Here is a 15,530-nt window from a genome sequence, read left to right on the forward strand (position 1 = left end):
TGGTGCGGGGATATCGCTTGGATGCTGTTGCTAGCGGAATCCAAGGACAACAAAGGGTGAGGTGCGATCGCGCGATCATCGGCTGAACCAGCCCAAAAATGGATACTTACTTTCCGACAGGAGTCGTGAGTCACCCAAAATTTTAGATTCTAGTTCAACCTTGCCGATTCATCTGTGGACTAAATCTAAAGTCTAAAATCTAAAATCTAAAATCTGGTCACAGGGGCGATGGTCCAAAAAAATACTCAGCAGCTTAGTTTCCTCCTGAAACCCAGCTTCTAAAAAACCTAAAAATTTTCCCTCTGATGGCTTTGACCTACTTAGAGGAAAAACACAATCGCATAGATATCAGATATTGCACCATTTTCAATAAGCCTTTTAAGGACGGGTTAAAAGAACCCATACCCAGAAAATTTACTTTTTGTGAAATGGGCAGAATAACCAGTTTTTGAGAAGAGTCCAATCTCTGATATAGAGTGCATTGTAAATGGGATGATATTACTTTTGCACCCCAGCTAGAAATAGGATTTTTGAGGCAGGAGGCAGAAGGCAAGAGGAAGAAGGAAGGAGGGAAAAGAAGTGTTTTTACAAATATGAGATACTCCCTTGTAATTCTTGCACCACAGAGTTTTCAACTGGAACGGGGGGATTTGTGGCTATACAATTCTTTATATGCTATAATAGTTGGCTACACTGCCTTCTGACAAAAAACAAGGTATATGATATCAGTTTTGAGTCCACCCGCAAAGCGAAACGGCTTTAAAGTTCTTCTGGTCGAAGACAATCAAGCAGAAGCCGAGCTGATCGAAGAATTATTATTAGAAACAAATGTTAGTAGAGCCGAACCCCAAAGGCTATCAGTAAGTTGTACAGACTGTCTCAGCAAAGCGCAGGAACTTTTGACCGGCGAAGATTTTGATGTGATTTTACTAGATCTTTCGCTGCCCGATAGCCAAGACTTAAATACAATTGTCAAAATACAAGAATATAGCCTAAATACTCCGATTGTCGTACTGACTGCCCGCAACGATGAAGAGCTTGCCGTGCAGTCAATCCAAGCCGGAGCTCAAGATTATCTAGTCAAGCGAAAAATCGACAGCGAAGTGTTAATTAGATCGCTTCGTTACGCAGTCGAGCGACAGCACAACCAAGAAGCTTTGCGAAAAAGTGAAGAAAAATATCGCTCGGTAGTCGAGAATTCTCTCGTCGGAATTGCCATTCTTGCTCCTCCGATATCCCCCTCAGCACCAGAAAAATACGAGTGGTTGGAAGTCAACGATGCTTTGTGTGATTTGCTGGGGTACTCTCGCCAAGAGTTTTTGCATGAGAATTGGGAGAGGTGGGGTTTTCCTGAAGACTTGCAGGCGAGTTTAGAGCAGTTCAATAAAATTTTGGCAGGGGAGAGTGAAGGCTATGTTTTAGACCAAAGATGGCGCCGAAAAGACGGAAATACAGTTTATACGAGAGTTTACCTGCGCTGTATCCGAGCCCTAGACGGCTCGATCGACCACCTGATTAAAGTAGTCTTGGACGTGAGCGATCGCTACCGTTACGAAGCTCAATTAAAAGCATCAGAAGAGTTTTTAAATCACACGATTAATTCTACTCCTGACCCGATTTTTGTCAAAGATGAGCTGCACAGATGGATCGTATTAAACGATGCTTTTTGCAATTTGATAGGAAAAAGGCGATCGGAACTGATTGGCAAGTCAGGATACGATTTTTTACCCCCAGCACAAGCGGCTTTTTTTTGGCAACAAGACGAGCAAGTATTGCAAAGAAGTCTGGCTCAGGAAACAGAAGAAATTTTTACCGATGGCGACGGTCAAGAACGCATTATATCTACTAAAAAAACTGTATTTAAAAAAGCCGATGGGACTAAAATGTTAGTCGGAACAATGCGAGATGTGACCGAATACAAACGCCAGCAAATTGCGTTGCAGGAAAGCGAAGCTCGATTTCAAATAATGACCGACAACGTGCCTGGAATGATTTATCAATATCGGCTTGATGTAGATGGTAAAACATCTTTTACTTACGTTTCTTCTGGCAGTTTGCATATCTACAATTTAAAACCCGAACAAATAGAAGAAAATGCCACTTTGGCTTTTGCAACAGTTCACCCAGACGACATCTCAGGCTTGCAGCGATCGATGGCAACTTCAGCCGCGACTCAGCAAGCTTGGCAACACCAGTGGCGGCAAGTTATGGGAGATCGAGTGAAATGGCTGCAAGGCGCGTCGAAGCCAGAAAAGCAAGCCAACGGCGATATAGTTTGGGACGGTTTGGTGATGGATGTTACCGAATTGAAACAAACCCAGCAAGACCGCGATCGATTTTTTAATCTCTCGCTGGATTTACTTTGCATTGCAGGTTTTGATGGCTATTTCAAACGCTTAAACCCCGCTTGGTCAAATGTATTAGGTTATAGCAGTGATGAAATCTTAGCCAAACCTTTGATAGAATTCGTCCATCCAGAAGACCTAGAAATTACTGTAGCGGAATTAGAAAAACTTAAAAATAGCCACCCCGTTATTAGCTTAGAAAACCGCTATCTTTGCCAAGATGGTACTTATAAATGGCTGTCGTGGACAGCATCCCCGTTTGCAGAAGAAGGTTTGATTTATGCAGTTGCTCGCGACGTTACATTTAGCAAGCAAGCTGAAGCTGAACTGCGTAAGAGTGAAGCCACCAACCGCGCTCTTTTAAATGCGATACCAGACATGATATTTCGCTGTCGGGCAGACGGCACTTTTGTAGACTTCAAGCCTGCAAAAAATTTCGAGAAAATCATCCCACAAAAAACACTAATTGGCAAAAAAGCACAAGACATATTGCCGGCTGCTTTTGCTGAAAAAATCTTGTCGAGCAATCAACAAGCGATCGCCACGGGCGAGATTCAAGTTGTAGAATATCAAATGCCCGTTAATGATGAACTGTACGATTTTGAAGCGAGAATAGTTTTTTGCACCGATGACGAAATTATCGCGATCGTCCGCGACATCACCAATCGCAAACGTTTCGAGTCAAAACTCCACAGGCAAGCAGCGGCAATGGCTGCCGCTTCCGAAGGTATCGCCATAATCGATACCGACGGACTTTTGATTTATTGCAACGCAGCCCGACTAAAAATCTACGGTTACGACTCTCTCGAAGAACTGTTAGGCAAAAGTTGGAAAGTATTCTACGAAGGTGCAGAACTGCAAAGGTTTGAGCAAGAAGTTGCCCCTACTTTAGTGCAGAAAGGTTGGTACATGACCGAAGCAGTAGGATGCCGCCGCGACGGATCGAAGGTTCCTTTAGATGTATCGCTGACAATGCTAGCCGGCGGAGAAACTATTTGCATTGTTCGCGATATTTCCCAAAGGAAACAAGCAGAAGCAGCACTGCGAGAGAGCCAGCGATTCATTCAACAAATTGCAGGGGCAAGTCCTAATATTTTGTATGTTTGTGACTTAATTGAAAAAAAAAATATCTATGGAAACGCTTCTATATACCAGATTCTTGGCTATACAGTAGAGGAGATTCAGGCAATGGGGCCGTGGATGATGTCACCTTTAATTCATCCCGAAGATTTAAGAAAAATGCCTGATTATTTACAGCAAGTTGAAACAGGCAGCGAAGGGGATATCTTTGAAATTGAATACAGAATTAGGCACAAGGATGGTTCTTGGCGCTGGATGGTTAGCCGAGATACTGTATTTGCGAAAACAGCCGATGGTAAGTTAAAACAAATTCTCGGCACGGGAACTGATATTACAGAAAGCAAGCAAGCAGAAGATGAAATAAAGCTGTTGCTGGCCGCAACTCAAGCCATTAGTCAGTCTGCAGATTTTCACAGTGCCCTCCCAGATATCCTGCGGTTGCTGTGCAATGCGATCGGCTGGAATTTTGCGGAAGCTTGGATACCGAGTGCTAACGGTACTTTTTTGGAACACAGCGAAACTTGGTACGCTAGCGATCGCGATTTAGATATGTTCGGTCGTGAAAGTAAAAAAATTAGATTCGCCGCCGGAGTGGCAGTACCTGGGCGGATTTGGTCAACCAGAAATGTAGAATGGATTGAAGATATTTCTGTAGCCAAAAATCATCTTTTTGCCCGAGCGCAAATGGCGGTATCATTCGGATTAAAAGCTTGTTTCGGAGTGCCAATTCACGCTAGCTCAAAGGTGCTGGCAGTTTTAGTATTCTGCAAGCGCGACCGCTCGATTATGGAACCGCGTATAGTAGAATTGGTCAAGGCTGTAGCGACTCAGTTGGGCGATCATATTCAGCGCAAACAAGCCGAAGAAGAATTGCGTAAAAGTGAAGAACGCTGGCAGTTAGTTCTCAAAGGCAATCAAGACGGAATTTGGGATCTGAATCTTCAAACAAATGAAGCTTTTCGATCGGCCCGCTGGCAAGAAATTATCGGTTACACAGACGGCGAAATCGAAAACACCAACACCTCGTGGATCGATCGCATCCATCCAGACGATCGCTCACGAGTGCAAGCAGCGATCCAAGGTTATCTCGATCGCCAAACCCCCTATTACGCTGCCGAATACCGCTTGCAGTGCAAAGACGGTAGCTATAAGTGGGTGCTCGCCCGCGCTCAAGCAGTCTGGGACGAAGCCGGAAACCCTCTGCGGATGGTGGGTTCGATGACGGATATTAGCGATCGCAAAGCAGCAGAATTAGCTTTAGTGCAGGTCACTCAAGCCGTCGAAAGTACCAGCGACGCGATCGTGATCGCCGACTTGAAAGGGCGGTCTATTTACCACAATCAAGCCTTCATTCAGCGCTACGGCTACACGGTGGAAGAACTCAATGATATTGGCGATATGGCTGCGCTTTATGTCCGGCATAAAAATTACAAACAAATCTATAAAAGCCTTCGCAAAGGTCGCTCTTGGTGTGGCGAAGTTGCGCTGCAAACTAAGAGTGGCGAAGCAGTTACTTCTCTGGTGCGAGCCGACAGTATTCAAGATATTAATGAGAATTACATCGGCTTAATTGCAGTAATTACCGATATCACAAAACGCAAAGAATCTGAATTGATTTTGCGCCAAAAGTTAAAGCGTGAACAGTTGGCGGTAGCCATGCTGGAACGCATTAGATCTTCTCTAAATCTCGAAGAGATTCTCACCAAAAGCGTCGAAGAAGTGCGGCATTTTTTGCAAGTAGACCGCACTGTTATTTACCAATTTAATCCTGATTGGAGCGGATTTATAGCTGTCGAGTCGGTTGCCGAAAATTTCCTACCAATTGTAGGAATGGAAATTTATGACCCCTGTTTCGGGGCAGCCTACGTTCCTCTTTACCAAGACGGCAGAATTAGAGCCATAGAAGATGTTCGCAATGCCGGCCTAGCCGAGTGCCACTTGGCTTTGTTGACTCGGCTCGATGTGAGAGCGAATCTGGTAGTGCCGATTTTGCAAGGAGAAAACTTGTGGGGGCTGCTAATTGCCCACCACTGCACGGGCCCGCGTTCCTGGCAGCAATTGGAGGGAGACTGCCTAAAACAATTGGGGGTGCAGTTGGCGATCGCCATTCAGCAATCGGTGCTATTTGAACAAGCACAAACCGAAATTGCCGATCGCAAACTTGCAGAAGCCGCCCTGCAATTAGCTAAAGAAGCCGCCGAATCTGCCAACCGCGCTAAAAGCGACTTTCTCGCCAACATGAGCCACGAATTGCGGACGCCTTTGAACGGGATTTTGGGATACATTCAATTGCTAAAAGTAGATAAAAACTTGACCGCAGATCAGCAGGAAAGTCTTAACAACATTCACCAGTGTGGCAACCACCTGCTGATGCTGATTAATGATGTTTTAGACCTCTCAAAAATCGAAGCTAGTAAAATGGAGCTGTCGCTGACAAACGTGCATTTTCCTACTTTTGTTAAAAGTATTATTGATTTGTTCCAGATGCGCTCCGCTCAAAAAGGAATTGCCTTTAATTACGAGCAAGTTTCAGCGCTGCCAGACGGGATTTTGGCAGACGAAAAAAGGTTGCGTCAAGTTTTGATTAATTTGCTCAGCAATGCCGTTAAGTTTACGAACAGTGGCAGCGTTACATTCAAAGTCGGTTATGCAGAAAATTTCCCCGATAATGATCCTCAAACCAACTGGAAAAATTCTAATTTGACAGCGGAAATTGCCACTCAAACGATCAATTTGACCGCTAATTTAGACGCGCAGCAAATGTCGGTCCAGCCACTAGGAACAACAGAAGCGCGCGAGGTGACAACAGTAGAAAATATCGGCCGTGTCCCTGTCCCTACCCATAAAATTCGCTTTCACATCGAAGATACGGGCATAGGCATCGGGCAGAATAAATTAGAAGACATATTTTTGCCTTTTCATCAAGTGGGCGATCATAACAATTTCGTCGAAGGTACCGGACTGGGACTTTCCATCAGCCAAAAATTAGTCAAAATGATGGGCAGCCAAATTCGCGTCCAAAGTACCTCCGGCAAAGGCAGCATATTTTGGTTGGATCTAGACTTGCCTGCAGTTGCCCAGTCTTCGGAACTTCCCTCCCGGCAAGAAAAAAAACGGCTTGTAGGTTTTACCGGTCCTCAGCGGAAAGTGCTAATAGTAGACGATCACGAAGTAAATCGCGCCATGTTGCACAGGCTGCTTTTTCATTTAGGCTTTGAGATTGCAGAAGCTACAGACGGCGAAGACTGCTTGCATAAAGCACAGGAATTTCTACCGGATATAATTTTAATGGATTTCCTGATGCCCGTAATGAATGGTTGGGAAGCTACCAGGCGGCTGCGACGGTTGCCGGAATTAAAAGATACGGTGATCCTTGCTTTGTCCGCTAACGTTTACGAGACTACCAAGCAAGAGAGCAGGCTTGCAGGTTGCGATAATTTTCTCACCAAGCCGATTCAAACTAACGAGCTTTTAGAATTATTGCGCCTGCATTTGAGACTAGAATGGGTTTACGAAGAAAGATCGCATACCAAACAGCGGATAGATAAAACTGCAAAAGCATCTTCTGAGATTGCTGCTGCTGACTCAACGATGGTGTCTCCTACCTCTGAGTCAGTCTTGAGATTGTTAAGATTGGCTGCAATGGGCGATATTGAAGCTATTCTGGAAGAAACTGCTAAACTCGAACATTCTGACCCGACATTAGTGCCTTTCGTTCATCACCTGCGCCAACTTGCTAAAGGATTTCAGCTCAAGCAAATTAGAGATTTTTTGAAGCAACATTTGTCCTAAAATTGACTGTAGCTAACACACAACTCAAAATCTGTTAAATCTCACATCTTACATTTTTGTCAGCAACAGGCAAGATGCCTGTTCCAAAGAGAATGAAATTTTGGTGGGATGGGCATCCTACCCGCCCATAAAAGAAAGAGTGATTGCAAATAAAGGCATCTACGAAGCAACCAGGTTTCGAGAGCCGCAGAAAATCACTTTAATCCGATTTAAACTCACAACCCACAACTAAAAAGTAAAAAACTTGAATGTTTGCCTTGAATATGAACGATAAGAATTCCGAAAGAAGCATCATACTAATTGTCGATGACAACCAAACAAATCTTGACGTACTTTTCGAGTTGTTAAGGAATTATGGGTTTAAAGTATTAGTAGCTCTAGACGGCGAAAGTGCGATCGAGCAAATTGACTACATCCATCCCGACTTGATTCTTTTGGATATCATGATGCCAGGAATTGACGGTTTTGAAACTTGCCGACGTTTGAAAGCAGACTCGTCAACGCAAGATATTCCCATCATATTTATGAGCGCCCTTTCTGATACGCCTGATAAAGTAAAAGGCTTTCAGACAGGAGCCGTTGACTACATCACTAAGCCTTTCCAGCACGAAGAAGTTTTGAGCCGGATTCAAACCCACTTGACAATCCGCAGCTTGCAAAAAAAACTTGAAGAAAAAAACCTCGAACTTGCCCACCTCAACCAAAACCTGGAAAAACTTGTTGAACAAAAAACCAAGCAATTAATAAACCAGGAAAAAACAGCCATCATTGGACGTTTGACCCAGGGAATGGTTCACAACCTCAAAAGTCCGCTGCAAGTGATTCAGACTAGCGTCGATTTGATTGAAACAAAAGCTACACAAATTCAAGAAGACTCTCTGTTTAATTATAGTAAGTATATTTTTCAAGCGGTCACAAAAATCAATCAGATCATGGATACTCTGATGATGAAAAGCCGAAACGAGCAAAAGCAAGATTTGCACCCGGTGAATATCAACGATTTAGTGCAGAGAGAAATTCAGCTATTGGAAGGCAACCTGTATTTTAAAAACAAGATTAGAAAAAAATACTTTTATGACGAAGAAATTGCCAGCATTCCATTAATTTATTCCTATATTTCTCAAGTATTTTATAATTTAATAAATAATGCAATGGATGCTATGTGGGAAAAGAAAAGCAGAGAAATAACTATCGTGACTCGGCAAGATGACTCGAACATATATATGGATATTGCAGATACGGGATGCGGCATATCATCTGAAGAACTGCCAAAAATTTTTGACCCTTTTTACACATCCAAGCCGCCTAAAGGCGAGGAAAAAACCGAAGGAGAACCGACAGGTACTGGCCTAGGACTTTATACTTGTATTGAACTTTTAAAACCTTTTAATGGTGAGATTGCTATTAGCAGCAATCTCGGTCAAGGCAGCGTGTTTACAGTTGTGCTGCCCAAGCCACAGAAAAATTGAGCGACTCAACTGAGTTAAATCGTTGCCCGGTAGACAATGGTAATTAAGTTGGTAATTAGGTTTGTACCAAGCAATGCAAATCTTTGTTACTGTAGCAAGAGAGGACTTGCATTGCTCAATACAAATATGCGCTAACTGCAAGCAATTAAGCTAACACAATCTTAGAGCGTATTTTGTAAATCAACGGTAATTCTCGTACCTTGGTAATAATAGCATTCTTGAAAAAGAATAATGCCACTTTAGGCAAACTTTAAACGGCTATTTAAAATCTAAAGTTTCACAGGCTATTAGCCAGGCAAATTTTGATTACTCCGCGCTTTTTTGACTTGCCTCTTGCTATTCCCATGCCAAAGGTTGTAAATTAAAAGAGAGTTGAGTTGCAATATTGGTAAGAGTATAATAGTTTGGAGCCACTAGGTTTGGGGCGAGGCGGAAAACTTGCAGCGAAGAACTCAATTCTACCAATAAATCTGCGGGGTCTGCAAGCACACAGCGCACTCTCAATCGTGCGGTTCAAGTTCCCCAATCATGAGCTAGGTATCTGCATCCGCTGCTGAGATTTTATAATTACTAAAAAATAGCAAAAGGATAGCAGTAAAAAAATGCCACTGTATGCAAAAACCAAATGGTCATAGTCATCAGTCATTCCAAATCTCAAATCAAAAATATAAAATATAAAAGGGTATGACATCTATTTTTGAGTCAACTTTAACGCCTGCTTGTTTGAAAATTCTTTTAATAGAAGATTGTGCCGAAGATGCAAAACTCATTCAAGAATTACTGTCTGATTCCCAACTAGGACAATCAATTGATCTGACCAATGTAGTTCGCCTCCGAGAAGCTAGAGAAATTTTAAGCGACAAAAGTTTTGATGTAATTTTATTAGATACTTCACTTCCTGACAGCCTCAAATTTAATAATTTTTTCCGCCTTCAAGATTGCGGTATAAATACTCCGATCGTCATTCTGACAGCGGCCGATGACGAAGAACGGGCTGTTGAGTTAATTGCCGCTGGCGCCCAAGATTATCTGGTGAAAAGACAGCTAGACAGCCGGCTGCTGGTACGGACGCTCAGGTGTGCGATCGCCCGCCAGAAACGGCAAGCAGAATGGCAAAAAAGTCAAGAAAAATACCAGCAGGTTGTTGGCAATATCAAAGAAGTCGTTTTTGAGACCAATACTGCTGGCAATTGGACTTTTCTCAATCCGGCTTGGACGGAAATTACCGGGTTTACCGTTGATGAAAGCTTAGGGACTTCCTGTTTGAGTTACATTCATTCTGAGGATCAACACCAATATTTAAATTTGTTTAGAGGTCGGATACCAAATCAAAAAATATCCTGTTGTTACCAAAGTCGATATGTTACCAAAAATGGTGAGATTAGGTGGGTAGAAGTGCAAGAATTTTTTATTTTTGGCTGTAACGGCGAGGCTCAGGGTACGACAGGAACTATCAACGATATTACAGATGAAATTTTAGCTATTTCCGAACTAGAAGCTACTAAAAACTTTTTAAATTCTACGATAGATGCAGTTGCATATCCACTTTTGGTCAAGGATGAACAGCACCGTTGGATACTGTTAAATGATGCTTTTTGCAAGCTGATCGGGAAGCAGCGCGAGGAACTGCTGGGCAAATCGGATTATGACTTTTTCCCAAAACAAGAAGCGGAGATTTTTTGGCATACTGACGAACAAGTGTTTAGGACGGGGAAAGAAAACGAGAGTGAGGAAATATTTACGGATACCAACGGTGCAAAGCACATTGTGTCTACTAAAAAAACTGTCTTTGAAAATACCGATGGCAGTAAAATTCTCGTGGGGATAATTCGAGATATCACTCAGGATAGGCGAAAACAATTAGCCCAGCAAGAAAGCGAAGCTAGACTTCGGCAACTTACTGCCAATTTGCCGGGAATAATTTATCAATTTCGCCTATCCACCGACGGCGAAAAAAGTTTTCCTTATATTTCTTCGGCTAGCCGCGATTTATATGAATTGGAACCAGAAAATATTCAGCAAAATCCCCAACTACTTTTTAGTTGTATTCATCCAGACGACCGCCAAAAATTTGAAGAATCAATTGCTGTTTCTGCGGCCAATATGCAGCTTTGGTACCAGGAATGGCGCGCGATTTTCCCGTCGGGAAAAATAAAGTGGTTGCAAGGGGTTTCGAGACCGGAACGAGTTAATTTTCCCACAGAAATAGGGCAGGAAGGGGATATAGTTTGGGAAGGCATGGTGCTGGATATTACTGATTTAAAACATACCGAAGCAGCTTTGCGGGAGAGCGAAGCCAGATTTCGATCGCTCGTTGAGAATATTCCGGGGGCTATCTGCCGCAGCTTATACGATACTGAGTGGACGATGGTATTTATTAGTGATGAAATTGAGGTCATTAGTGGTTATCCTGCTGGGGATTTTATTGGCAATAACGGCTTGAGTTTTGCCAGCATTGTCCACGAGGCAGACAAGGAAATGGTCGATCGACAAATCAGCGCAGCAGTAGAGTCGAAACAGCCGTACAATCTAGAATACCGGATTGTTCGCCCTGACGGCGCGGTGCGGTGGATGTCAGAAAGAGGTAGGCCAACTTACAATCTAGAAGGGTTGGTTTTATGGCTCGACAGAGCGATTTTTGACATTACCGATCGCAAACAAGCCGAACTGACTTTGTGCCTGGTAACTCAAGCTGTAGAAAGTGCTAGTGATGCGATCGCGATCGCAGATTTGGACGGTTATTCCGTTTATCACAATCTAGCATTTATTCAGCGCTACGGCTATACAGTTGAGGAACTCAATAATGCCGGCGGCCCAGCAGTAATGTACCCCAAATCTCAAGATTTGAGGAAGTTATTTAGGGTGCTGCGGAAAGGTTTTTCGTGGGATACTGAAATTGAAATCAAGACTAAAAATGGCAAAATTATAGAAAGTTTATTGCGAGCTAACTGCATTAAAGATAGCGCTAGTCAACCGATAGGAATGATAGCCATAATTTCCGATCTCACAGAAATAAAACGCACGGAATCGGCATTAAAACTAAGTCAAGAGCGCTTGCAGTTGGCGGTCTCAGGCAGTTCTTTGGGGCTGTGGGATTGGAATATAGCTACTGGCGAAACTTATTTCGACTTTCATTGGAAATCAATGCTTGGTTACGCAGAAATAGAAATAGAAAACAACCTCAAAGGTTGGGAAAAATTGCTGCATCCCGATGATCGAGTGAAGGTAATGAAATCTTTGAATTCATATTTGGAAGGTGAGACTAATATCTATGAAGTTGAATTTCGGATGCTCAACAAAGCGGGCAATTGGCAGTGGATTCTGGCGATGGGCAAGATAGTCGAGTACGACGAATGGGGTGCGCCGTTGCGAATGACAGGTACTCACAAAGATATCAGCGCCCGCGTTGCAGCAGAAGCCGAAAAAACGCAGTTAATCGCATCTCTCCAACTAAGTGCCGAACAGTTGCAAACAGCACAAAGAATAGCCCGCATCGGCAATTGGGAATTCGACATGGAGGCAGGAATTATTACTTGGTCGGAAGAACTGTTTCGAGTTTACGGTCGAGAATTGAATCGGCCGCCGACCATGGAAGAACTTTTAGAGCAAATTCATCGCGATGACAAAGAAAGGTTTTCACAAGTTGTGCAAAACGCAATGACTGAAGGGACAGCTTACGACATCGACCACCGCATCTATTTTTCATCAGGAGAAATCAGGCACGTTAACGCTAAAGGACAATCTGTTAAAAATGAGTTGGGTCAGGTGGTGCGGCTGTTTGGCACGGCAATGGACATTAGCCATCGCAAAAAAGCAGAAATTGCTTTACAAGAAAGCGAACAGCGATTTCGCGCTGTATTTGAACAAGCGGCGATTGGCATTGTGAAAGTGTGGCCAGACGGTCAACTTTTGAATGCCAATCAAGGGTTTTGCAATATTGTCGGATACTCAGAATTGGAGCTGAAATCACGAAATGTTGGGGATATTTCTCACCCCGAAGATATAGCAGCAGATGTCGAGTCGCGGGACAGACTGTTAGCTGGGGAAATTTTTAATTATTCCATTGAGAAACGCTTTATTCGCAAAGATGGTTCATTAGTTTGGACTAATATGACTGTATCTTTAGTGCGGGAGGTGTTTGGCGAACCTACCTATGTAATTGGTGTGATTGAAGATATTAGCGCTCGCAAACTTGCCGAGGCTATTTTGCGCCAGCAATTAAAGCGAGAACGCCTGGTGGTAGGAATGCTGGAACGCATTCGCTCTTCTCTCAATTTAGAAGAAATTTTGACAAAAACTGTTGCTGAAGTACGGCAATTTTTACAAACAGACCGGACAGTAATTTATCAGTTTAATCCCGATTGGAGCGGTTTTGTAAATGTCGAGTCAGTGGGCAAAAATTGGCTGGCTATTCAGGGAATCACTATTGATGATTCCTGCTTTGAAGACAGCTATGCTTCTGCTTACGAACACGGTCGTACTGTAGCTGTGGATGATATTTACCAAGCCAATCTTTCCGAGTGCTACATTAATTTATTAAGTCAATTTCAGGTGCGAGCTAATTTGGTAGTGCCAGTTTTGCAAGGCGCGAAGTTGTGGGGGCTATTGATTGCTCACGAGTGCGCGGGTCCCCGCCACTGGCTGGAAATTGAGGTTGAGTGTCTCCAACAAATTAGCGTGCAGTTGGCGATCGCGATCCAGCAATCAATGCTGTTTGAGCAAGCACAAAGTGAAATTACCGATCGCAAACAAGCCGAGTCAGCTTTGCAGGAATCGGAAGCGCGAGAACGTTCAAAAGCCCTAGAGTTAGAAGCAGCTATTAACAAACTCCGAACGACTCAAGCTCAGCTCGTTCAAAATGAAAAAATGGTGAGTTTGGGTCAGTTAGTTGCTGGTGTTGCTCACGAAATCAATAACCCTGTTAGCTTTATTCACGGCAATATCAATCCGGCTCGCAATTACACTTTAGATTTGCTGGAATTGATTAAAGTTTACCAGGATTACTGTCCTAATCCTCCAGCCCAAGTCTTGGATAAAATTAATGAAATAGACTTGGATTATATTGCTGAGGATTTCCCGAGATTGTTTAATTCGATGCAAGTAGGAACCGAGCGAATTGTCGAGATTGTGAAATCGTTGCGTAATTTTTCCCGATTGGACGAGTCTGCTGGGAAGTCGGTTAATATTCACGAGGGAATTGATAGCACTTTGATGATTTTGCAAAATCGGTTAAAATCTCACAGCAGCCCGGGAGAAATTAAGATAGTTAAAGATTACCAACTATTGCCACAAATTGAATGTTTTCCTGGCGAGTTGAATCAGGTATTTATGAACATTTTAATTAATGCGATCGATGCTTTGGAAGAACGGGACAAGCAGCGTTCAATCGAGGAGTGCGATCGACATCCCAGCACGATCGTTATTCGCAGTTATCAGGCTGCTGCCGGCTTCGTAGCAGTATCTATTGCGGATAACGGGCGGGGGATACCGGAGTCAGTGCGACCGAGGCTGTTTGACCCGTTTTTTACGACTAAACCTGTGGGCAAGGGCACGGGTTTGGGATTGTCGATTTCTCACTCGATTATCGTCGATCGCCACGGCGGCAGATTGAGCTGTATTTCAACACCGGGAGAGGGAGCGGAGTTTTTGATTGAAATTCCAGTGCGATCGAATTTAACAGGTAGTAATTCAAATTTGGGGAAATAAATTAGCAATTGGTGATTGGAAATTGGGAAGCGGAAAAGGGTAATATCAAATACCGTAACATCGGAATTATACCCTGCCAGCGAGCATTATCCTTGATCCGGGTCACTCGATCGCATTCCGCTGGCAGTACAGTCATAAAATTATTATTACCATACTAAGGTCAACAATATGAGTTGTGAGTGAAAAATAAAACACGATCTTACTAATTACCAATTATATTCATTTCAAATAAATGTGAGACAGAGGCAAGATCATGATAAAATCGATAAAAATAGTTAATTTAAAAAAATGGCTTACAGTCTAGACTATCGACAAAAAGTAGTCAATTATGTGGAAAATGGAGGGAGTATAACGAAAGCTGCCGCCATATTTAAGGTAGAAAGAGCAACAATTTATAGATGGCTAGGTAGGGAAGACCTTCGACCAACTCAGGTCACTCACCGTCAACGAAAGCTAGATTGGGAAGCACTCAAAAAAGATGTTGAAAAAAATCCGGAAGCAAGATTAGTAGAAAGAGCAAGAACTTTTGCGGTCAGACCGAGTGCCATCTGTTATGCCTTAAAAAACTGAAAATTACCCGAAAAAAAAATAACTTCGCTATCAAGAAAGAAATCGAGAATCAAGAATGAAATATTACAGAAATCTCAGAGAATTAATTAAAGTTTATGGCAGCAAAAGCCTTGTATTCATTGATGAGTCAGGATTTGAGGAATTTGAAGGTTCTGTCTATGCCTGGGGAAAAAGAGGAAAGAAAGTCTATGGCGAAAGACCAGGGAAACGGGGAAAAAGAGAAAATTTAGTAGCAGGAAAAAGAAAAGGAAAGAAGGACTTAATTGCACCAATGCTCTTTATGGGTAGTTTGAATGCAGAAGGATTTGAAGGATGGTTATCTTTATATTTGTTACCAGATTTAACAAGTCCATCTATATTGATTATGGATAATGCACCCATTCATCGTAAGACGGTCATTAGACTATTGGTTGAGGATGCGGGTCATCAGATAATATTTTTACCAAAATACTCTCCCGACTTAAATGATATTGAGCATGATTTTAGTGCATTAAAAAGAGCTAAAATGTATGCGTCTCCTGGCACATCTCTTGATGAAGTTATTCGTGCTTATTGTGCATGAAAAATG

The 15,530-nt window shown here is 42.8% G+C and carries 4 protein-coding genes and 1 pseudogene; 4 read left to right on the forward strand and 1 reads right to left on the reverse strand.

Features of this window, described 5'->3' with window-relative positions; translation table 11 throughout:
• Nucleotides 1-719: 719 nt before the first annotated feature.
• Together QUA45_RS14605 and QUA45_RS14610 are read left to right on the forward strand one after the other, a co-directional pair.
• Nucleotides 720-7,217, forward strand: a complete 6,498-nt coding sequence (locus QUA45_RS14605) for a PAS domain S-box protein (RefSeq protein ID WP_333221255.1) — start codon at nucleotides 720-722, stop codon at nucleotides 7,215-7,217.
• A 248-nt stretch (nucleotides 7,218-7,465) separates the two neighbouring features.
• On the forward strand, nucleotides 7,466-8,686 hold the full coding sequence (locus QUA45_RS14610; RefSeq protein ID WP_333100034.1) for a hybrid sensor histidine kinase/response regulator: 1,221 nt from the start codon (nucleotides 7,466-7,468) through the stop codon (nucleotides 8,684-8,686).
• 336 nt (nucleotides 8,687-9,022) lie between these two features.
• Here QUA45_RS14610 and QUA45_RS14615 read toward each other — a convergent pair whose 3' ends face one another.
• Entirely contained in the window at nucleotides 9,023-9,175 is a 153-nt protein-coding gene (locus QUA45_RS14615; RefSeq protein ID WP_333100033.1) for a hypothetical protein, read from the reverse strand.
• A gap of 195 nt (nucleotides 9,176-9,370) precedes the next feature.
• On the opposite strand from QUA45_RS14615, the gene QUA45_RS14620 reads away from it, so the two are divergent.
• A complete protein-coding gene (locus QUA45_RS14620; RefSeq protein ID WP_333221257.1) occupies nucleotides 9,371-14,392 on the forward strand; it encodes a PAS domain S-box protein in 5,022 nt (1,673 codons plus the stop codon).
• Nucleotides 14,393-14,680: 288 nt separating this feature from the next.
• Nucleotides 14,681-15,524: pseudogene (locus tag QUA45_RS14625) on the forward strand (IS630 family transposase).
• Nucleotides 15,525-15,530: the final 6 nt, after the last annotated feature.

The organism is Microcoleus sp. Pol12A5, from assembly GCF_036701435.1.
Taxonomy (GTDB): Bacteria; Cyanobacteriota; Cyanobacteriia; order Cyanobacteriales; family Microcoleaceae; genus Microcoleus.

Coding starts and splice junctions, on each gene's coding strand:
- QUA45_RS14605 (WP_333221255.1), top strand. CDS start 720: ATGATATCAGTTTTGAGTCCACCCGCAAAGCGAAACGGCTTTAAAGTT.
- QUA45_RS14610 (WP_333100034.1), top strand. CDS start 7,466: ATGTTTGCCTTGAATATGAACGATAAGAATTCCGAAAGAAGCATCATA.
- QUA45_RS14620 (WP_333221257.1), top strand. CDS start 9,371: ATGACATCTATTTTTGAGTCAACTTTAACGCCTGCTTGTTTGAAAATT.